The sequence below is a fragment of the Rhodococcoides sp. S146-33 genome (assembly GCF_059489205.1).
The window spans coordinates 88,722-110,628 of sequence record NZ_JCAJWY010000006.1 but is presented as its reverse complement, the minus strand read 5'-3'; the positions used below and the strand labels follow the sequence as shown (position 1 = coordinate 110,628).

The 21,907-nt window shown below is 60.0% G+C and carries 10 protein-coding genes; 5 read left to right on the top strand and 5 right to left on the bottom strand.

Features of this window, described 5'->3' with window-relative positions; translation table 11 throughout:
• Positions 1-99: 99 nt before the first annotated feature.
• Genes AC5WEY_RS21475 through AC5WEY_RS21460 form a run of 4 tightly spaced genes read left to right on the top strand, consistent with a single transcriptional unit; the run spans position 100 to position 16,421 of the window.
• Positions 100-3,045: a helicase-related protein gene (locus tag AC5WEY_RS21475; RefSeq protein WP_495647451.1), complete on the top strand. Its 2,946-nt coding sequence runs from the start codon at positions 100-102 to the stop codon at positions 3,043-3,045.
• Positions 3,042-7,772, top strand: a complete 4,731-nt coding sequence (locus AC5WEY_RS21470) for an Eco57I restriction-modification methylase domain-containing protein (RefSeq protein WP_495647450.1) — start codon at positions 3,042-3,044, stop codon at positions 7,770-7,772. The genes AC5WEY_RS21475 and AC5WEY_RS21470 overlap by 4 nt, the downstream gene beginning before the upstream one ends.
• Complete coding sequence (locus AC5WEY_RS21465; protein WP_495647449.1) at positions 7,772-14,155, top strand: DEAD/DEAH box helicase; 6,384 nt, start codon at positions 7,772-7,774, stop codon at positions 14,153-14,155. Before AC5WEY_RS21470 ends, AC5WEY_RS21465 begins: the two co-directional genes overlap by 1 nt.
• Before the next feature lie 40 nt (positions 14,156-14,195).
• On the top strand, positions 14,196-16,421 hold the full coding sequence (locus tag AC5WEY_RS21460) for a 3'-5' exonuclease (RefSeq protein WP_495647448.1): 2,226 nt from the start codon (positions 14,196-14,198) through the stop codon (positions 16,419-16,421).
• A 210-nt stretch (positions 16,422-16,631) separates the two neighbouring features.
• Here AC5WEY_RS21460 and AC5WEY_RS21455 read toward each other — a convergent pair whose 3' ends face one another.
• The gene (locus tag AC5WEY_RS21455) at positions 16,632-17,669 is read right to left on the bottom strand and encodes a hypothetical protein (RefSeq protein ID WP_495647447.1); all 1,038 of its coding nucleotides are present in this window, start codon (positions 17,667-17,669) and stop codon (positions 16,632-16,634) included.
• Positions 17,670-17,982: 313 nt separating this feature from the next.
• Here AC5WEY_RS21455 and AC5WEY_RS21450 point away from each other — a divergent pair, with 313 nt between their 5' ends.
• Complete coding sequence (locus tag AC5WEY_RS21450; RefSeq protein WP_495647446.1) at positions 17,983-18,363, top strand: cupin domain-containing protein; 381 nt, start codon at positions 17,983-17,985, stop codon at positions 18,361-18,363.
• A gap of 33 nt (positions 18,364-18,396) precedes the next feature.
• Here the strand turns inward: AC5WEY_RS21450 and AC5WEY_RS21445 are convergent, their stop codons facing one another.
• The 4 genes from AC5WEY_RS21445 to AC5WEY_RS21430 all read right to left on the bottom strand — a co-directional run bounded on the left by AC5WEY_RS21445 (position 18,397) and on the right by AC5WEY_RS21430 (position 21,869).
• Positions 18,397-19,218, bottom strand: coding sequence for an ABC transporter permease (locus tag AC5WEY_RS21445; RefSeq protein WP_495647445.1), 822 nt, complete (start codon positions 19,216-19,218; stop codon positions 18,397-18,399).
• A complete protein-coding gene (locus AC5WEY_RS21440; protein ID WP_495647444.1) occupies positions 19,218-20,042 on the bottom strand; it encodes an ABC transporter permease in 825 nt (274 codons plus the stop codon). The genes AC5WEY_RS21445 and AC5WEY_RS21440 overlap by 1 nt, the downstream gene beginning before the upstream one ends.
• On the bottom strand, positions 20,039-20,803 hold the full coding sequence (locus AC5WEY_RS21435) for an ABC transporter ATP-binding protein (protein WP_051365403.1): 765 nt from the start codon (positions 20,801-20,803) through the stop codon (positions 20,039-20,041). The genes AC5WEY_RS21440 and AC5WEY_RS21435 overlap by 4 nt, the downstream gene beginning before the upstream one ends.
• A 76-nt stretch (positions 20,804-20,879) precedes the next feature.
• Positions 20,880-21,869, bottom strand: a complete 990-nt coding sequence (locus AC5WEY_RS21430; RefSeq protein WP_495647443.1) for an ABC transporter substrate-binding protein — start codon at positions 21,867-21,869, stop codon at positions 20,880-20,882.
• Positions 21,870-21,907 lie beyond the last annotated feature (38 nt).

The following is a 21,907-nucleotide window of genomic DNA, read 5'->3' as shown; positions in this document are numbered from 1 at the left end:
GTCACCGGAGTGACCTTCGAGGAACCTGCGTCGGCCTAACGAACTGACCGTTAGGGTTGTGTTCAAGTCGGCATCGAACAGGCGAGAGGACCACCGCGCGTGACATTGAGCGTTACCCCCGAGAGTTCAGGTGCAATGGACGATCGCCCGTTCAACGCCGCACCAGGGTCGATCGTCGAGGTTCGCGACGAGGAATGGTTGGTCTCCTCGGTCGAACCGACATCGGACGGCCACGTTGTCCACGTGTTGGGGCTCTCGGATCTGGTTCGCGACACCGAGGCGTCCTTCTCGACGGCGCTCGATACGGTGATTGTCGTCGATCCCACTGATGTCACGGTCGTCGCCGATACCTCCGATAAGTTTCGTAGATCGCGACTGTGGTTGGAATCCATGCTTCGCAAGACACCTGTAGCGATTGCGGATCCGAGTTTGGCCACTGCGCACCGGGCACTGGCCAGACCTCTCGAATACCAGTTCAAGGCAGTGCGTCAGGCTCTCGATCCCGACAACCTCCGACCCCGTATCCTGCTTGCTGACGCCGTCGGGTTGGGAAAAACTCTCGAGATCGGGATGATTCTCGCCGAGTTGGTGCGCCGAGGCCGTGGTGAACGAATCTTGGTCGTGACACCCAAGCACGTGCTCGAGCAGATGCAGATGGAGCTGTGGACTCGTTTCGCGCTGCCGTTCGTCCGTCTCGATTCGGCTGGCATTCAACGGATTCGGCAAATTCTACCTGCCACCCGGAACCCGTTCACCTATTACAAGCGGGTCATCATCTCGATCGACACTCTCAAAAGCGACCGCTACCTGAACCACCTCCGTAAGCAGCAGTGGGATGCGGTCGTCATCGACGAGTCGCACAACGTCACCAATGTTGCGGCGCAGAACAATCGACTCGCACGCCTGCTTGCCTCGCGAACCGATGCTTTGATTCTGGCGTCGGCGACACCGCACAACGGTCGCGCGGAATCGTTTGCCGAGCTCATTCGCATGCTCGATCCGAGCGCGGTATCCCCCTCGGGCGAGCTCGACACCGAACAAGTGAAGAAGCTGGTGATTCGGCGACATCGGCACCATCCCGATGTAGCCAGCGAGGTCGGCGACGCGTGGGCGGAACGTCAGCCGCCGCGAAACATCACGGTACCGGCGTCGGCGAGTGAGGATGCGGTGGCCCGTGAACTAGAAGATGTGTGGCTCTGGCCCGAGCAGGGCCGGTCGGCGTACTCGGGATCGACACGGTTGTTCCCATGGGTGCTCGCAAAGGCGTACCTCTCCTCGCCCGATGCGCTGACACAGTCGATAACCGAGCGCCGCAAGCGGTTGGATCCCGATGACCTCGACGCAGCGCGGGAGATCAGCGCCCTAGATCATCTCGATGAGTTGGTCCAAGCAACCCCGCTGCGCAAGTCGGCCAAGTACATTGCTCTGCTCGACTACCTGGCCGAGATCGGAGTGAAGCGCAACGGCAATACTCGCGTCGTCGTGTTCGCCGAGCGAGTTGCAACACTCAAGGCTCTCGCACAGGCGTTGTCGGCCGACTTGAAGATGACGCTCACCGATGGAAGTGATTTGGGGAACGTCACTGTGCTGCACGGCGGGCTCAGCGATACTGAGCAGCAGGACATTGTCGAATCGTTCAAGCTCGAATCCTCGCCGATCCGTATTTTGGTGACCGGTGATGTTGCGTCGGAAGGCGTCAACCTTCACTCTCAGTGTCACGACATGGTGCACTACGACATTCCGTGGAGCCTCATCCGCATCGAGCAGCGCAATGGTCGCATCGACCGCTACGGTCAGCGACACCGTCCTCGGATCGTGACGCTTCTCCTCACTCCATCGACCACTCACTTTGCCGGTGACCTCAGGGTGTTGACGCGATTGGTGGAGCGAGAACACGAGGCACACAAGGCCTTGGGCGAGTCCTCGTCGCTCATGGGCACTTACGACGTTGCCGCCGAGGAAGAGGCAATTCGCAAGGTGCTTGCCGGCGAAAAAAGCCTGGAGTCGGTGGTGAGATCTGTGGATCAAGTCGTGTCAGGTGGGGGACTCGACGGCCTGCTTGCACAACTCGGCCTTGGCGATGGATCGGTAGCGGCAGACGAGGAAGCCACGCCCGCGCCGACTCCAAGCTTCGTAGAATCCGCGGACGTGTACCCGTCCGAGTTCGCGTATCTCTCCGACGCTTTGGAAGAGTTCATCGAAACACCGAGGCAACCGGCACCGAACGGGGTGTCATGGAAAGTTCATGAGGCGCAGTCGATTGCGAGCCTCACGCCACCGCGCGACCTGAAGCAGCGACTCCAAGTGCTGCCGCAGTCCTATCTTCGTGCTCGGTCCGTCACCGATACGTACAAACTTGCGCTCACCCCGCTGCGAGGAGAGGAGGAGCTCCGGTCCGCACGTGCGGGGGAGTCCACCTCAACGTGGCCCGAGGCTCACTTTCTCGCTCCACTGCATCCCATTCTGGACTGGGCGGCGGATCGATCCCTCGCTGACCTCGGGCGCCGGCAGATCTTTGCGGTGCGTGGATCGGTGGCCGACACGACTGTGCTGGTGCAGGTTACGCAGACCAACTCTCGAGGTCAGGTGGTTGCCGCCTCGTATTACACAGTGTCGTTTCCGGATCTGAGTAACCCGAGTTTCAACTTCGCGCTCCCGCACAATGGATCCTCGGACGCTATAGCCGCCCTTGGCCTCGGAGATATCAATCGAGGTGACTTGGGCGACGTCGCCCCACTGCTCCTCGTAGTGGCCGCTGCGGTCCGCGCAGCGGATTCTGCAGCAGAGCAGCAGGCAGCCGCTATCCGCGACGAAACCGAGTCCCGCATTCGAACGTGGACCTTGCGCGCCGAGCGGTGGACTCACGAAGCCAACGCTCTGACTCAACGCGATGAATTACGACAGCGAACTGAACGCGTCATGCATGAGCGTGACGCTGCAGCGGCTATGAACCCGGACCGTCGTCTGATCCGTCCACTTCTGGTGGCGGTTCCAGTCGAACTCGACCTACAGGCCGCAAGCACGATGAGGGAGATCGATCAGTGAGCATCGCGTCCGACGCGCTGATAGTCGGTGAAGACTTCATCAGCGAGCACTACTTCACCACCGATGCCACATCCCAGTCGTTCAATGCCCGGGTACTCGAACGGCGCAAGCAGTGGGAGACCGACAAAGCCAATAATCAACCCACTGCGCGTTCGCTTTTTACGGCGCAACGTGGAGATCTGACACGGAAATTCCTGGACCTTGCCGAGGTGGCAGACCAGCAGGCGCTCGAGTCGCTGTATGCAAACCTTCGGACGATATTCGGATTCGGGGGTCTGCGTTGGGAGTTCGCTCGCCTAGGTGCAACTGACAGTGAGGGCGGTCCGGCACTCGCAGTACGCGCTCGCGGTCTCACGGGCCCGGCGCCACTGGTCATCGTGGAAGGTGCCGCGGAGCTCAGCGTCGAACAGCTGTTGTCGAAAGACGAAAAGACACTGCGAAGCACATTCCGGAGCGGAGAAGATGACGCGCCGGGGGAGTCGCTCCAGTCCGTCGCACAACTGCTGTCCCATTTCGCAACGCTGGAGGATGGGCCGCAGTTCATGCTGGTGCTTGCCGGCTCGACGGCACTCATCACTGAGCGAAGCCGATGGCTGGAGGGACGCTACCTCGCGGTCGATCTGCAACTCGTGTGCGAACGCAACGACGATAAGCGGGGTGGTGAAACCGATCGAGCACTGACCTGTGTGTCGGCAGAGTCGCTTGCCCCGGACGCCGAGGGCAACATCTGGTGGACCACTGTCATCGACGAGTCCGCCAAGCACACGGTGGGGGTGTCCAAGGACCTTCGCGAGGGTGTACGACTGTCGATCGAACTCATCGCTAACGACGTCGTTACCCGCCGACGCGATGGAAAACTAGACCCGCTGCCGGACTCCCAGGCGCAGACCCTTGCGGCGCAGTCATTGCGCTACCTCTATCGGATCCTCTTTTTGCTGTACGCAGAAGCTCGTCCCGAACTCGGCGTCTTACCCACGGGTGAACAAACCTATGAGCGCGGTTACAGCCTCGACCGTCTCCGCGAGCTACTCCTCGTTGAGTTGGTCACGCCGCGAGCCGAGGACGGCACGCACTTCTACGATTCGCTGCACGTGCTGTGCCAGTGGGTGGACAGCGGCCACAACGGCTCCTCTGATGATTCGACGCGAGCCCAGGGCTTGACGTTCCGGAACCTCAAAGCCGACCTCTTCCTCCCGGCCGCAACATCCTTGATCGACGAGGTCAAGCTCAGCAACTCGGCTGTGCAGAAGGTGCTGCGCCATCTGCTGCTCAGCAAGGAGTCTCGAGGACGCGACCGCGGGTTCATCTCCTACGCTGATCTCGGTATCAATCAGCTCGGTGCCGTGTACGAGGGGTTGATGAGCTACACGGGCTTCTTCGCAAAAGACACCCTGTACGAGGTGGCGAAGAACGGTGACTCGTCGAAGGGATCCTGGGTCGTCCCGGAGGGTCGAACCAAGGGAATCGCGGAAGCTGATTTCGTCGCGGTGAAAAATGATCTCACCGGCGAACCTGTCAAAGTGCGACACGAACTGGGCGCGTTCGTCTATCGGCTGGCCGGCCGTGAGCGTCAACAGTCGGCGTCCTACTACACACCCGAAGTGCTGACAAAATTTACTGTCGGGCAAGCTCTCGCGGAACTTCTCGATCAAGACGGGTCGACGACTACTGCAGACGAGATCCTCGGTCTTACGGTCTGCGAGCCTGCGCTGGGTTCGGGTGCGTTCGCGATCGAGGCTGTGCGTCAGCTTGCGGATCAGTATCTGACACGACGCCAACGTGAGCTGGGTGAGCGAGTTGAGCCCGAGGATTATCCAGTCGAGCTGCAACGGGTGAAGGCATATATTGCTTTGCATCAAGTGTACGGAGTGGACCTCAACGCCACGGCTGTCGAGTTTGCCGAGATCTCGCTGTGGCTCGACACTATGGCGAAAGATCTTGATGCTCCATGGTTTGGTCTCCACCTACGTCGAGGCAATTCGCTCATTGGCGCACGGCGCGCACTCATTCCGAGTGGGCAATTGACGTCCCGTAACTGGCTGGACGCCACCCCGGTCGATATCCGGTTTGCGGACAGTGCGCCCGGACAGCCGATCACCGGCGTTAAGAACGGAATTCACCACTTTCTGCTCCCCACCAGCGGTTGGGGCTCATCGGTAGACGCACGCGAAGCCCGAGAGCTCGCGCCGGAAGCCCTCGCTGATCTCAAGACGTGGCGCAGGGAACTCAAGACGAACCCGACCGCTGAGCAGCTGCGCAAGCTCAAAGAACTCGCAGGCAGAGTCGAGACTCTGTGGCTATTGGCATCCAAGAGGCTTGAGCTCGCCGAGCGCGAGATCCGCAGGACGATACCCGTGTGGGGTCGCGACCTGGAGGTTGTCGAGACCGCCGTGAGTCGCGACGAAATCGAGCAGTCACTCGCCAACCCCGACGGTGCGTACAGGCGGCTCCGTCGACTGATGGACGCTTGGTGTGCGCTCTGGTTTTGGCCCCTGGTGGACGACGACGTATCCGTGCACGGCGATCTCGTGGTACCGCCTACTCTCGATCAGTGGATCGACACCATGAGCAGGTTGCTGGGCTCGCCGGTTGCGAAATCTGCGCGTGAGAAGAAAGACGGACAGCTCAATTTGTTCGCCATTTCGACCTGGGATGAACTCGAAGTCACAGAGTCCAACGAGCTCGTCTTCGCGCAGGTTGCGAAAATTGATGCCCTGAAGACCGAGTGGCCTTGGTTGCTTGTTGCTGAGCGGGTTGCCAAGCGGCAGGGGTTTTTTCATTGGGAGCTTGAGTTTGCCCCTGTGTTCGCAGGGGGCGGCTTCGATTTGCAGGTCGGGAATCCGCCGTGGGTCAGGCCGGATTTCGACGAGACAGCGGCCTTGGGCGAATTTGATGCAACGTTCGCACTTGAGACCAAGATCTCGACCGCTCGGGCAGTGGAACTGAGGGCAGCCGTGTTGGGCTCGAATGACGCTGTCGCGTTCTATCTCGATCAGGTTACTGCCCTGGTAGCAGTGCGAGAGTATGTATCGGACTCTCGATTTTTCCCACACCTCAAGGGTTTGAGGCCAGATCTCTATCGTTGTTTTATGGAACAGACTTGGCGTAACAGTTCCAGCGCCGGAATTGTAACTCTGATTCATCCGGAATCGCACTTCACTGATGAAAAGGCCGGACTGCTCCGGCAAGCCGCCTATGGTCGACTGCGGCGTCATTGGCAATTCGTAAACGAACTGGCGCTGTACGAGATACATAACCTCGTTACATTTGGGGTGCATGTTTACGGCGCAATTCGTGAGCCTAGTTTCTTGTCGGCTACATCGCTTTATCATCCGGATACCGTCGATAGATCACTCGTCCATGAGGGAGCAGGAGCGGAACCTGGCCTGAAGGATCCCGATGGAAACTGGGATCTTCGTCCGCACCGCGATCGCATCATCGAAGTCGACGATGGTGTTCTGAGGTCGTGGAAGGATGTGCTGGAAGCGCCGGAGGTGCCTGTTCGGCAGTCCCGAATGGTTTATACCGTCAACCGTTCAGCTGCAGAGGCCTTGGCGAAGTTATCTCTCAACCCCCGTATCGGTGGCCTCAAGCCGGGCTATTCTCTCGGATGGGATGAAGGTGCCGATTTCACTAAAGGCCGTTTTGTGAAGAATTGGGGGCACCCCGAAGGATGGTCATCGGTTATCCTACAAGGCCCGCATATTCATGTCGGTAATCCATTCTTTAAATCGCCTAATGAGTCGATGGCTAGTAATCGTGATTGGTCGAGCGTGGATCTTGAAGCGCTCGCGCCGGACGCGATCCCAGCTACGTCATACAAACCTGTCGGGAGCCGGACGAGATACGACGCTGCGTACACGTCATGGGAGGTGACGGGTGAGGATGGGGTATTGAAAACGGTGCGTGCGCGGGACTGCTATCGGGTAGCTTGGCGAAGGATGGCGGCAAACACGGGTGAGCGAACGCTAATACCTGCAGTGATACCACCCGGTGCCGCTCACGTTGACGGAATTTCTGCCCTTGCGATGCCACTACACGCAAACTCCGAACTGGCGGCTGTCGTGGGTATTTTGTCGTCGCTAATTGGGGACTTTGCAATTCGATCTGCTCCGAAGAATGATATTCGTGGTGCATGGATCGGAAGGCTTCCCTATGTCCTAGATGCACGTTTGCGTGTAGCAATAGCGCTCCGGGCGCTGCGGCTCAACGTTCTAACAAATTCATATTCCCTGCTCTGGGAATCAAGCTTCGACTACGTGGCAATGTCTGATGGGTGGGCTGGAGGATTGGTGCATTCACGCCGCGAACCCTTGGATGGTTTGGATAGAATTTGGACGCCTCGGACCCCTCTTCGTGTCGCAGCTGACCGCCGTCAAGCGCTCGTCGAGATTGATGCCCTTGTTGCGCTGGGACTCGGGTTAACGGCGGACGAATTATGCACCATCTACCGCACGCAGTTTCCGGTGCTCTACGGATACGACCGCAAGACGTACCTTTACGACATCAACGGGCGACTTGTACCGAACGAGGTACTGAGCGTTTGGCGCCGCAAGGGAGACTCGATCAACGAGGAGGAGCGCACCGCCACCAACCCGTCGGGCAATACCTACAGCTATGAGCTGCCGTTTCTGTTCTTGGATCGAGAAGCAGACATGCGTGAAGCGTATGCAGAATTTGAGCGGCGGCTGGGCATTCAAGGCGGAACACCGATGGAGACACACTGATGGCGTCCGAGCTTCTGCCCCTCGCTCAAGCCGAGCGGATCACCGCCAGCTTGCTGGACTACCTCGGTACCACCTTTGCTCTCGCTGACCCGGACGCCCGTCGTGCCCTCGATACTTTTCTTGAGCATCCGACCACCGGAATGTTCCGAGGGCCTTACCTGCGTCTCCGGATGCCGTTCCGACCAGCTGAACCCGGCTGGCGGGAGTCGTTGGAGTGGGTCGGCGGTCTGACACCCTACGGCCACCAGGCCGCGGCATTCGAGCGACTCAGCAGCGCCAATCTCGGACCGGACAAGCTGCGGCCGCTACCGACGCTCGTCACTACGGGCACCGGATCGGGAAAAACTGAAGCATTCCTCTACCCGATTCTCGATCACGTTCTTCGTTCAAAGCGACAGGGCGTCACAGGTACCAAGGCAATCATCCTGTACCCGATGAATGCTCTCGCCAACGACCAGGCGCAACGCCTCGCCGCCCTGATCACGCAACACAAGGAGCTCGGTGGTATCACCGCTGCGCTCTACACCGGTGAAAAAGGTTCGAGCAGAACAATTGTGAGCAGTGACGGACTCATTACCGACCGCGACGTAATTCGTAGCGTTGCGCCGGATGTTCTACTCACCAACTACAAGATGCTCGACCAACTACTCCTACGGCATGCCGATGCCGACTTGTGGCGTCAGAGCGCAACCAGCCTGCAGTATCTGGTTCTGGACGAGTTTCATACATATGACGGTGCTCAGGGCACCGATGTGTCTATGCTCCTTCGCCGCTTGGGAATGACGCTGAAGAGCCATTGGTCTGAGGATGAGCCGGACGTATCGTCCGAGGAGTGGTCCCGCCCGCTGGGCCGAGTTACACCAGTTGCTACGTCGGCGACACTCGGTGATGGTAATGATCCGTCGACGATGCTCGAATTTGCGCGCACGGTGTTCGGCGATGAATTCAGTGATGACGCTGTGGTTACCGAATCCCGCGAGACTCTGTCTGAGTGGGCCGCGGGCGCGGAATCGAGGCTCGCCGGCCTCGAGATCCGCCCGGCCGCAATCGACGAGGATCGGGTTCTGCGGCTCGCGGCCGCCTCACCCGATGACGATAATGATCCCACCGAGGTTGCACGCGCGGTACTTAGTGCGTTGTTCACCCACCCTGAAAGTTTGACCGACAATCAGATCGATGTAGCGAGTCTGGATCTGGTCAAGGCACATCCGGTCTTCAGCCGTTTGATCCGACGTTGTGAAGCCGCTGTTGCCATTGGCGAGCTGGCAGACCCGGAACTGTTTGCCGGTAACGTCGTCGCTGCGTCAGCTGATCTTTCTCGCGTCGATCCGCACATTCTTGCCAACGCGCTTCGCTCGCTAGTGACCACCTTGAGCCACGTCCGTGCCGTGTCCGGTCGCACCGCGCCGTCCGTGGACGTACACCTGTGGATACGAGAACTCACCCGGCTCGATCGTGCTGCATCCGGTGCGCCCCACTTCGCTTGGGGTGATGACGGTCTGGTCGTAGACGATGCGGACGCAGATGGACCGACGGCACCTTTCCTGCCGGCGTTGTACTGTCGGCACTGCAACAGGTCGGGCTGGGGCGTCTTGCTGGCTCCCACCGGTTCGGACCTCGACGTGGACGACACCACTATCCGTCGCCGGAAGCTAGGAGACGACGACAGATTCCGGGCACTGATTCACGCCCCTTCTGAGGGAGACGAGGTCGCCGAATCGACCTCTTCGTCGACATCTTTGACCGCCAAAACTGTCACTGGTTCCGAGCTGAATTGGCTTGCGGTCGATGATCGCTGCCTCTCGTCGCAGCGTCCTGCCGAATCAGTAGTGGCGGAGGGGGGCGCGTTGCCGGTTTTGGTCAACGTCGGCGACACCGCCGGTGAAGACTCGGTGCGCGACGTCTGCCCGTCCTGCCGGCAGCGCGATGGGATTAGATTCCTGGGATCCGCGATAGCGACGATGCTGTCCGTCTCGCTGTCCACGTTGTTCGGAACACCGGGGCTGGACCCGAGGGAGAAGCGAGCGCTGGTGTTCACCGACAGCGTCCAAGACGCAGCTCACCGCGCGGGCTTTGTCCAGGCACGGTCGAGGGCGCTCACACTGCGCACGCTGATCCGGCAAGCGCTCGCCGACGGCGACATGAGCCTCGACGCACTTGCTCACAAAATGGTCACCATGGCCGGTAACGACCGCGCAAAACGTTACCGGCTACTCCCGCCTGAACTGGCAGATCGTGACGACTTTTCGAAGTTCTGGAGTACGGCACGCTTGGGGCGATCGTCGACGACATTGACCGGCTTCGTCACCCAGCGACTACAACTCGACATCGAGATGGAATTCGGCCTTCGCTCCGGCGTCGGTCGAACGTTGACGAGAACCGGCACAGCTCTCGCCGAGGTGAACATCTCGCGCGCCGTTCTCTTGTCGTGCGCCAAAGAAGTTCTCGATGGGCAGGACGTCCAGCTGACTACCGACACCATCGGCGATGCGCAGCTGATCAGGTGGGTTCGAGGGACTGTCGAGCGAATGCGGAACCGAGGCGCGATCGCCCACGAGTGGTTCGAGAAGTACCGAACCGACGACGGAAACCGGTGGTGGATCACTGGCGGTCGCAAGCGGAGTCAAGGAATGCCGGGCTTCGGTCGTGGGACATCGGCCCCGGGGTTCCCGATGCTGGGGACCACGAACCGTCGAGACAGCGATTTCGAGCCGATCGCGTCGGCTCGAGGTTGGTATGCGAGTTGGGCCGCCAAGACACTCGAGGTCACACCTGCCGAAGGCGCAGTGCTGAGTCGCCTACTGTTCGAGCGGTTGAGCCACCGCGACGTGATCGGCGAACTACCGGGTGGTGCTTTGACTCGGACGTTCCATCTATCGCCGGTATCGATAGTGGCCCGTGCAGTCGACAGCGAAGAAGCGGTTGCTTTGGTGTGCTCGCATTGCGGTGACTCCATCGTCAGCGGGCAGGAAACCATCGACCAGCTCAAGGGCGGCCCGTGCTTGACTGTCAACTGCACCGGCAAGCTGGAGCAGTCGCCAATAGCCGCGAACTTCTATCAACAGATGTACGCCGTCAACGACATCCGCCGAGTCGTTGCCCGCGAACACACCTCGCTGCTGCCGGATGAGAAAAGGTTGGAGTACGAGTCTCAGTTCAAGGAGACCAATCCGCCTCCCAACGCGCCGAATGTCCTTGTCGCCACTCCGACGCTCGAGATGGGCATCGATATCGGCGATCTGTCCGCCGTGATGCTGTCCTCACTCCCGCGGACGGTAGCGTCGTACCTCCAACGGGTGGGCCGCGCCGGCCGACTCACCGGAAATGCGTTGGCGCTGGCCTACGTCACCGCACGCGGAGATCAGTTGCCGCGGTTCGCCGATCCCCATGCCACCATCAACGGAGCGGTGCGTCCGCCCGCCACCTACCTCGACGCGGAGGAGATTCTTCGGCGCCAGTTCCTGGCATCGGTCGCCGACCGTCTTGCTCGTCAACAGAACGCACCTCATCCGAGGACGACACCGGACGCTCTGGCTGCCACTGGACCCACCACCTACCTGGGCACGCTGATCGCCGATGCCGAGAACCATTCGGCACGGTACGTCGACGAATTCGTCGCTGGTTTCTCCACCCTTGCCTCTGATGTAGCCGAGCGGTTGCGCGCTTTCACTGCGCCGCAGAGTGGTTCCGAGAGCAGTGAATTGGCATCTCGTTGCCATGCAGCGTCAGTGGAGTGGACGCACCGGGTTGAGACGTTGCAGCATCGTCTGAAGGCTGTCGAAGCTGCTATCCCAGAGTTGCTGACGGCCTTCAACAGTACGGTTGCGACCGAGGAAGACAAGGTGGCGTACCGGACCGCGCTCGCGGCGCAACGACTGGTGCGTAACCAACTCGCAGAACTCCGGTCCGAGTACTGGATCAGCGCACTCGAATCGTTCGGACTCTTCCCCAACTACACGCTGCTGGACGACTCTGTGACCCTGTCGGTATCGGTCAACTGGATTCACCCTGAGACCCAGGAGTTCGAACACACCGAGTTCGAGTTGAGCCGAGGTTCAGCTCAGGCACTGCGAGACTTCGCACCCGGATCAACCTTCTACGCAAGCGGATTCGCCATCGCTATCGATGCAGTGGACCTCGGTGCGGATGGAGACGCCGTTCGCGAGTGGGCATGCTGTCCCGAATGCGGTTTCGTCGCCGATCTCGGAGGAGGCGGGGTCGCGCCGTCGCAGTGCCCCCGGTGTGGAACTGTTGCGATCGGCGACATAGGCCAGCGGTTACCCGTTGTCGAGCTGTCGAGCGTCTCGGCTGTCATTCGTCGCGAAGAGGCATCCATCGACGACGGGCGAGAAGAGCGGCTACGTACCCCGTACACCATCATCACCGCAGCCGATATCGACCCGAAGTCGTTCACCCGGCGCTGGTTCGTGGACGGTCTCGGCTTTGGCGCAACTCACCGTCGTTCGATGACGATCCGATGGATCAATACCGGTGGGAGCCGGGGTGGTGGTTCGTCGCGGTTGCTGGCCGGCGGTGAAGTCGAATCCGCAATGTTCCGTGTGTGCTCCGAATGCGGGAAGCTCGACACTGATACTCGACGAAACTCGGCCGGCGAGCACCGACCTTGGTGCTCGTACAGAAAGGCGCTCGAAGAGTCGACTGTCTCGGTCGCACTGGCGCGCTCGTTGATCACGGAGGGCCTTGTCCTTCGGCTGCCGCCTTCGGTGACGTGGGGAGATTCTTTCGCTGTCCCCTCGCTATCTGCCGCGGTGCTACTCGGGTTGCGAGAACGGATCGGTGGAGATCCTGATCATCTGCAGATTGTTTCTGTCAGCGACCCATCTCTCAACGGGGACAACCGGCCCGGTCTCTTACTGCATGACGTAGTTCCCGGTGGAACGGGTTATCTGTCGGATCTCGCTGATCCACAAGCGATCTGGGACGTACTTCGGCTCGCACATGATGTCGTCGCTTCGTGTGAGTGCCAGTACGCCGGGAAGCTGGCCTGCGAAAAATGCTTGCTGCCCTTCGCATCGTTCCCCGATGTGAAGTTCACGTCGCGAAGTGCTGCCGTACGCCATCTACGAACTCTGTTGCTGGGTCGCGAACTGCCTAGCGACGACGAGTCACCGATCCCGGACACAATGCCATGGCCGATCACGGCCGACGAGCCTGCGTCAATCGACCACGAGTCCAATCTGGAACGTCGGTTCCGTGTGGTCTTCGCCGAAAGGCTGAAAGCTCTGGGCGCGACCATCGTGGAGAAACCAACCGATAGGGGAGTCGCTTGGGACGTCGCGCTCGGGTCGTCCAACAGGTGGAGTCTGCGGCCTCAGGAGAACATCCTGGGCAGTAAACCCGACTTCGTTCTGACATCGGCGACACCCGATGTCCCGCCAACGGCAATATTCACGGACGGTTGGCAATTCCATGCCAGCCCGGCGACGAACCGACTGGCGGACGACGCCGAGAAGCGACGCAATCTCCGCGACGGCGGATATCAGGTAGTCGCTGTCACTCACCAGGACTTGGAGGGGAACCCGTCGACGTCCACGGTTCTGAACGCGGATCACATTCCGAACCTCTTGAAGATGGCGGGCGATCAACTCGCGAAAGGCTCGATAGACCTGGTCTTTGCGACGAGCATCGACCTTCTCCTGGCGTGGATGCAGAGCCCGCAAGCCCACCCTCGTCGAAACCTTGCTCATTGGCTACCGGTCATGGCAATCATGGGGATGGGTACTTCTGCGACACGCACCGGCGGTGCGGCACCGGCAGAACTGGCACTGAGTCTCATCGACGGGAACGTCGTCGAGAAACCTGCGGGCGACACGCTCGTATGGCGTGACCAGGGCTTCGCAGTGTCGGTGCGAGTCCCAGAGGGCAAGTCACTCGGCGAGGCCGAAATTGCCATCGTCATCGACGACAATGACGCGGCACTGTCAGTGGAGACGCGCGATCAGTGGAGAGAGTGGCTTCGTTGGTCCAACCTGCTCGAACTGCGTCCACTCACCGCCGTTGTTACCACACGGCGGCACCTGAGCTCGGCGTCGATGAGCATCGCACCTGCCGATACGCCCGTTCAACCTGTTGCGGCCGATAGTGATTCATTGAGTGGACCATGGCGCGAGGTCTACGACGGGGTGATCGGCCCCGTACAGGCGTTGGTGACTGCCCTTGCAAAGTTGGGTGTTCCGGTGCCGGAGGTTGGGGAAGAAGTGTCGGGGCTGCCGGTGGAGATTTCGTGGCCAACGTTGCGCATAGCAGTCGATCCCACGCTCGACGGAACAGATCAGCAGGAATTGTCGGAGGCAGGGTGGACACTGTGTGCGGCTGATGCCGAGTCAGTAGCAGAAGCGATTCAAGCTGCGGCGTTGCGCTAGTGCTCATAGTTGACCGTTGGTTCAGGAGGAAGGCGACTCAGTGCCCCAGATTGTGATCGGTCGTGGGCTGGACAAGATCGATGGAAGTCTTCACAAAGCGACCTACGCATTCCTTGCGAAGTTGTCAGCGAACGACGACAACAAGAGTCTGCACATCGAGCCGATCAACAACTCAGCTGATTCCCGCGCGCGAACTGGCCGCGTGGACCTGTCCAACCGAGCAGTGTTGTTCAAACTTCAGGGGAGTGGACAGGAGGCGTCCTACGTCTTCATCGGAACGTTCCAGCACGACGAGGCAATCAAGATTGCTCAGACTCGCCGAATGACGATCAACCCGCGCAACGGTGTGGCTGAACTACTGCCGGTAGAGGATCTTCCGCCCGTTTTCGTCGCCCCAACGGTGACGGCTGCACGGTCGGAAGCGCTGGAGCTTCCTGACTCCCACGCCGAGAAAACGCTGCGGGAAAGGGAATTCACGGTAGAGCATCTGGCCGATCTAGGGATGGATCACGATTTTGCCGCGGGCGCATTGGATATCAACGACCCGGACGCGCTGCTCGAGTATGCCGAGTCGGCACCCGCGACCTGGCAAGGCACCGCCCTCGTGGATATCTTTACGGGTACGTCTCTGACCGACATCAAAGACAAGTACACCCTCGACACCGATACTTCGGACGAGGGCACCGATGACGACAAGCTGCTCAAGGCACTGCGGCATCCCGCCGCACAGATGGAGTTTGCCTTCATCGAGGACAACGACGAGCTTCGCGAAGCGATCGAGCGGCCGGATTTCGCGGCGTGGCGTATCTTCCTACACCCGGAACAGCGAACCTACGCGGGCCGTGACACCAACGGGCCATTCCGCCTGACGGGTGGAGCAGGAACTGGCAAGACTGTCGTCCTCCTGCATCGCGCACGTGAGCTCTATCGAAAGAACCCGGCAGCGCGAATTGTGCTCACCACCTACGGTTCAACGCTTGCCGAGAGCCTGCGATCACAATTTCGGCAACTGGATGCGTCGGTTCCTCTAACAACCGATCTGGGTCAGTCCGGCGTGTTCATCGCGGGAGTCGACTCCATCGCGACCCGCGTCCTCCACAAATACGAGCCCGCGCTCGGGGGCGAAGCCTCCGGGAACGGAGCAGTCGCACAGGTTCTCGGCCCCCGCACTGCGGAAGTCTTCAAGAGCCAGGCTCAGGATGCATGGAAGCAGGCGATCGCGACATACGGCGTCGACCTGCCAAGCGACCTCAAAGTGGACTCGTTCTTCGAAGCCGAGTACAGCCTCATCGTGCTGCCGAACCTTGTCACCACTCGCGAAGACTATCTACGTGTGAAGCGATCAGGACGAGGGGTGTCTCTGAACAGAGCGAAGCGAAACGCGGTGTGGGACGTCATCGCTGGTTACCGAGCATCCGCTGCCGCGTCGGGTTCGACTGATTACGAGGAGCGCGCCGCGATTGCCTCGACTGTGTTGCGCGACGACACGAATGATTTGGCGGACCACGTACTCGTCGACGAAGCGCAAGATCTGAGCCCAAGTAGGTTTCTGCTATTGAGAGCACTCGTACCCGAGGGCAAGAACGACCTCTTCTTTGCCGAGGACACTCACCAGCGAATCTACGGGCAGCGGGTAGTTCTCGGGCGTTACGGAATCAATATCGTGGGCCGCTCGCGGCGGCTGACGCTGAACTATCGCACTACTGAGCAGAACCTGCATTTTGCGCTGGGAATCCTCGCGGGAACTGAGTTCACGGACCTCGGGGACCAGATCGAGTCGTCGGGGGGGTACCGGTCGGCCCGTACCGGGCCGAAGCCGAACCGCCTGGAGGTATCCAACCTCACCGAGCAGTATCAGGTTGTTGCCGAGCTCGTCGAGGACTGGATCGAGGCCGGTACAGATCCGGAGTCGATCGGATTGCTCGTATCGACAAAGAAGGAAGGTCAGTCGCTTCCGCGTGCACTTGGTGAACGAAACGTGCGGGCTACCTTCGTCGATCGGGGTTCCGCCTCTGCGAAGGGAACTCCCCAGGTCATGACAATGCACCGCGCCAAGGGCATGGAGTTCGCGAAGGTAGTCCTGGTAGGAGTTGGAGAGAACTCGGTTCCTCGGTCATACATCATCGACTCCTTGCCTGAGGGGGAGCGAGAGGATGCCTTGCAGCGTGAGAGGTCACTGTTGTACGTGGCGGCTACTCGAGCGAGAGACGAGTTGGTCGTTGTGTGGACCGGCAAGGCGAGCTCGCTGTTGCCCGGCAACGACTGACACCAGATCATGCACCAGAAAACCAAAGAAGGGCAATGCAATCGTGGTTAACGCCAAACCCAACGCATGAGCACTATCCAGCGCTGCTGCAGCAGAACTGTCCGGCGTCGAATACACACTCGACGCCGGACGCAAGCTCAATCCCGGCGAACTCACCGCCCGGCAACTACCCGCGAGCGAGCGTCCGGCTCACCACTGCTAGCGACATGTTCAAGGCAGCAGCTGGGCTCGATTCCTCCATGCGGTTTCGAGCCCAGCACGTGTCGCGGGCGAGAGGTCTGCGCGCAGGAGTAGTTCGGACACTCCCTTCTCCGTAAAGGGGTAGCCCACGATCTTGCCGCCTAGCATGCGTTCTCCACGCATTCTTCCTTCATCGTTTTCAGTTTGGATATCCTCGAATATCTCATCATAGGTGTCTCCGTCTATGATCGAGGCCGTGACAACTTCCGGGCAAAGCGTCAGAGGGTCGGTGCCCATCCCGAGTACAAAAACACGGATCTTCTCAAGGCTATATGCAATATTGATTGAGGCATAGGGCTCGTCCTCGAAATAAGATAGCGCAACGCCGTCCTCGCCGCTAGCTTCCGGAGTCCCCAAAAATTCTTCGGCATATTCGCGGCAGAGTGTCAGCCAGAGCGAAAGGTCGCGCTCGATCGTGGATGGGTCTTGGGCCGTCGGTTGGAAGACCCCCGACGGCGTTAGATGTAAAGAACTTCCGGCCATCGCAACTTTAGCCGAGTCCCTCGCATGCAGTAGGAAAGTCGGATCCGCGCCCAGTTTGATAGTCAATGCAGAAACGGAGAAGATCGCGATCCGGCCTTTGGTGTCAAATGGGTCGGAGAATAGTTGCCGTAAGGGAAGGTCCTTTGCTTTTGATGAATTCAAAGTTTTGATGCCATACTTGAGGTAGGCGCGGGCTAGCTCATGTGCGATCGCTTCCGTTTCATTAATCCCATCGAAGAAATTCGTTAATCCTACTGAGATCGCAGGTGGATTCGAGGAAAATTCTGCGCGTTTAAGGCGGTAGCAGGCTAGGTTGTTGAAAAGATTAGGCCGTGCTAGTGACTCAAGTGCCTCGGAGTATGTCGCGAAAGGTTCACCAGATGTGTTTTTCGGCAGTAGAGTCTTCTTAGTCTGAGACGCAAACCGGTTGGATGGGTCTTCGCTGAAGCCCGAGGTATCGTAGCTGAGACGTAACAGTTCTAATCGAAATGGGATGGCCGGTACCCATTGCGAATTCGAAAGCATGCCAGGGAAATTCGCGCTTTGATGACTAGGATAGTACTGAATTGCTAGTTTTGTGAGCTCTGCCCGTCGCGTTCCAAGTAGACGTCGCTCGTTTACGAACGCGCTTCTAGACTCGTCGCCACGCTGTGCGTGGTAGGGCTTTCGTCCATACCAGGTGGCAAGAGCCCCGGCCCCACCGGCGACCAGTGCGAGGACAAGCGCTACTACTTCCATCTCTATCCCCCGTTGTCAGTCCGATGTCGCGAGCGTAGCGCATCAACTGTCGCTGAGCTAAGGTGTGCGAGTATCTTTCCCAAGCTTCGGAGGAGTTCTGATGAGTGGTTTCGTTGCCGGTTCGCTTAGTGATGATGCTGCGCAGCTGGCCAGGAATGGATGGACTGTGGGAAGCTTTTTCGAGAAAGGATCCGAAGAAAGTGACCGATATACAGAAAGTCTAGAAGTGAAATACTGGGAGTTTGCCAGTGGGGAGGGCCAGTCTCATTCAGCAAAGCTGAGCGCAACCACGGAATGGACTTACATTATATCGGGAGAGTTGCACTCTGAGGTCGGAGACAAGCGCGTGGTGCTAGGCGCGGGCGATTACATCCTCATTCATCCAGGTGTTCCAAATAATTTGGTCGCAGAGGTGGTGAGAGATACGAAAGCTATCACTGTCAAAGCGCCAAGTGATCCAGCGGCAAAAAAGATTATCTGATTTCGCGCATTTTTCCGGCATATGCCGTCGAGTTCATCGACCTCCATACTTCGAGGTGACACGACTTTCCAACCACTGCAGGGCGATGGTGGGAGGCAGTGCCATCACCAGGATCAACACAACCGTGCCCATGATGTTTTCCATCCGCACCAGGCTGACGTTGCGCAAGAGTTCGTAACCGATGCCGCTGGACGACGAGAACATCTCGGCCAGAAGCAGTCCCAGGAACGCCAAGCCGAAGGTCATGCGCATACCGGTTGCCAGTGCCGGGAGCACCGCGGGGATGACGATCTGACGGATCAGCCGGGGCCAGCTCACCTGAAGCGATGCCGCCATCTTCAGGTGGATTCTCTGGACAGATGCTGTGGCCTCGACGGCGACGAGGAACATCGGGATGAACGCGGCGTAGAACGAGAAGCCGAAGCGACTCAATGCGCCGATCCCGAGGAACGACATAAAGATCGGGTACAGCACGATCTTCGGAATGCTGTTGATCGAGTACACGATCGGGGCGATGGTTCGGGTCCAGAACGGACTCAGTCCCAGCGTCAGGCCAAGCAGTGAACCCACGACCGTACTGGCCAGAAACGCGAGCACGAGGATGCGGAGTGAGTCATAGACGTTGACTCGAAAGTCTGGGTTGCTTAGATCTTGCACCAGAGAACGCATGGCCTCGGCAGGCGTCGGGAAGATGAGACTGTCGACCAGAACGGCCGAGACCCACCAGATCAACACCGCGAGAACGGCAACGACGACGGGAGGCAGGAACCGTCGAGCGTTGGTGCGGCTAGCGGATGAGGCGGCTTTCGGGGGAGCGGTCGGGGTGGTGGCAACTCTGTCCAAGGTGCTGCTCATCAGCGGCGCCTCCAATCGAATCGGTTGAGCGCGAGCGAGATCAGCGAGGTCGAGAGCAAAGCAATCAGCGCCACGATGAGGATCCCGGCGTACATGTCGGCGATGTCGAATCCGTCGTAGGCGATCGAGATGAAGTGGCCCAGTCCTTGGGTCGAGAGGATGAACTCACTGGCCAGCACCGAAATGACGGCGTACGAGAGCCCGAGCTTGAGCCCGGTCACGATGCTCGGCAACGCATACGGAAGCAGAACCGATCTGAAGTACTGCCACCGTGTGAGCATCAGTGTGGTGCCGAGTTTGGTGACGATCGGCGATACCGAGTTGAAGCCGGTGCGTGCGTTCAACGCGACCACACCGAACGCGAAGATGGTGGACAGAATGGCGATCGGAGCCACACCGGCACCGAACAGCACCACCATGATGGGGTAGAGCGCGAACGTCGGGACGGCGTAGTAGACGTTGAGGTACGGCTGAAATGCTCTGTCCCACAGCTCGTACCGCCACAATACGTATGCGGCGGCGACACCGAGTACGGAGCTGAGCACGAACGCGAGGACGATGATGCCGAGCGTCCGGCCCAACTCGTCGACGAGGAAGTCCGGGTCGGTCAGCAGGCTCAGCGACGTCGAGATCATATCGGTCACCGGCACGATGTCGAGCGGTGATGCAAAGAACCGTGCCGAGATGTCGATGGCCACCAGTGCCGCGACGAGGATGAGTACGGTCCAGCCCCATGCGGGGAGACCGAGTTGGGTGGAGGGGGCCGGCCGGATGTATCCGGGAACTACGGAGGCGCGGTTGCTCTCGCGCGTCGGCGCACTCATGGTTCGATGCTCATCGTCTTCTTGGCCTCGTCGCGCAGACTCGACCAAATGCGTTCGTGCAGAGCAGTAGCCGCTGGGCTTGCGAGAACGTCCTCGGAGCGCGGACGGGGCAGGTCGATGTCCATCTCGTCGATGAATCGACCGGGCCGCGCACTCATCACCAGCACACGATCGGACAGCAATACCGCTTCCTGAATGCTGTGGGTGATGAACAGGACTCCACACGTGAGCTTCTCGACGATCTTGAGCAGCTCGTAGGACATCACCAGTCGCGTCTGTTCGTCGAGAGCACCGAACGGCTCGTCCGCCAGGATGAGGTCGGGTTCCATGGACAGGCAGCGCGCGATGGCCACACGCTGGCGCATACCGCCGGACAGCTGGGTGGGGTAATGGTCGCCGAACTTGCTCAGCCCCACTGTGTTCAGCAGCTCGTCGGCGCGGGCGCGCCTCTCTTTCTTGCCGACACCTCGGACTTCGAGAGCGAACGCGACGTTGTCGCGGACGGTCCGCCAGGGCAGCGTCGCCGATTCCTGGAAGATGACCGCAGTCTTGGATCGAGGGCCGGTGAGCGGTTGCCCGTCGACCTGCACGGTGCCGCCATCGTGATCCTGGAGTCCGGCGAACACCTCGAGCAGGGTGGACTTGCCGCAGCCACTGGGACCGACGACGGAGACGAATTCTCCTCGGCCGATGGACAAGTCGATCTCATGGAGGGCGGTCACATCACCGAAGTGCCGCGAGACCGACGAGGCGACGGCGATGGCGGAGGTGGTGTCGGGGCGGGGTCGAGTCGCTGCGTGAGTCACGTCGCTACCTTCTGGTGGTGGGAAATTGCGGTCAGGAGTCGCAGTCGCCGGGAACATCGTTCTCTACTCCCGCGGCGAGGAAGTCCGGGTCGAACAGGGTGCAGAAGTTGGGTACTCGATCGCTCCCGGACGCTTCCACGCCGTCCTGGGCGGATTCGACCGACGCGGCGTCGAAGCCGCCACCCCAGGTGTCGACCGAGGATGCGCGCTCGACCACCGCGGTCGCTGACTCCACATCGAATCCGGTGTAATCCGCATAAATCTGCGCTGCCGCAACAGGATCGGCCTTGATCGACGCCACCGCCTCGGTGTAACCGGCATTGATGGCGCGCACGACGCCGGGATTACTCGCGGCGTAATCCTTGGTCGTGGTGATCGTCGACTGCAGGAACCGCGACATGTAGTCGGGGCTGCTGACGATCAGTTTGAAGTCCTCGGGTCGCTGTTCGGCGACGATGGAGGGGACGAGGGCGATATCGACGTTGCCGGCTTCGAGTAGTGCGAAGCCCTCGCCGATACCGCCGGAGGCAACCCGCTCGATCCGGCTCGGGTCGACGCCCGCAACGGAGGGAAGCAGACGCGTCAGAGCATCGGACGCCGAGTTGGGCCGGGTGTAGGCCCACCGGCGGACGTCCTCGATGGAGTTGATGTCGGGGTTGGAGGCGAGCGCGTAGAAGTTCATCGGGTACGGCCCCTGCGTTCCGCCGCCGACGATGCGCAGTTCGGAACCGGCCGCGTCCGCCTGCACGATCGACGGGTAGCTGACCTCACCGATGGGGATGTTGCCGTCGAGCAGCGTGCGCATGGTCGCGCTGCCGCCTTTGCCCGGAACGATGTTCTCCACGATCACACCGTGCTTCTCGAACAGTCCCTGCTTCTGCGCGACAAGCCAAGGGATGCTGTAGATTTCGGCCGCTGCCGAGACGGTGACATCGATCGTGACCGGATTGGCGGGGTCCGCGTCGGGGCCGGGAGCCGATCCGCACGCCACCAGCGCGCCGGATAGCGCCACTGCTGTCATGATCGAGGTGATTCGGCGTAAATGCATCTGCGTCCTCG

Bases quoted from the DNA above. Each gene is read 5' to 3' on its own strand.
- AC5WEY_RS21465 (WP_495647449.1), top strand. From the start codon at position 7,772: ATGGCGTCCGAGCTTCTGCCCCTCGCTCAAGCCGAGCGGATCACCGCC.
- AC5WEY_RS21455 (WP_495647447.1), bottom strand. From the start codon at position 17,669: ATGCTTTCGAATTCGCAATGGGTACCGGCCATCCCATTTCGATTAGAA.
- AC5WEY_RS21450 (WP_495647446.1), top strand. From the start codon at position 17,983: ATGAGTGGTTTCGTTGCCGGTTCGCTTAGTGATGATGCTGCGCAGCTG.
- AC5WEY_RS21445 (WP_495647445.1), bottom strand. From the start codon at position 19,218: ATGAGCAGCACCTTGGACAGAGTTGCCACCACCCCGACCGCTCCCCCG.
- AC5WEY_RS21440 (WP_495647444.1), bottom strand. From the start codon at position 20,042: ATGAGTGCGCCGACGCGCGAGAGCAACCGCGCCTCCGTAGTTCCCGGA.
- AC5WEY_RS21430 (WP_495647443.1), bottom strand. From the start codon at position 21,869: ATGACAGCAGTGGCGCTATCCGGCGCGCTGGTGGCGTGCGGATCGGCT.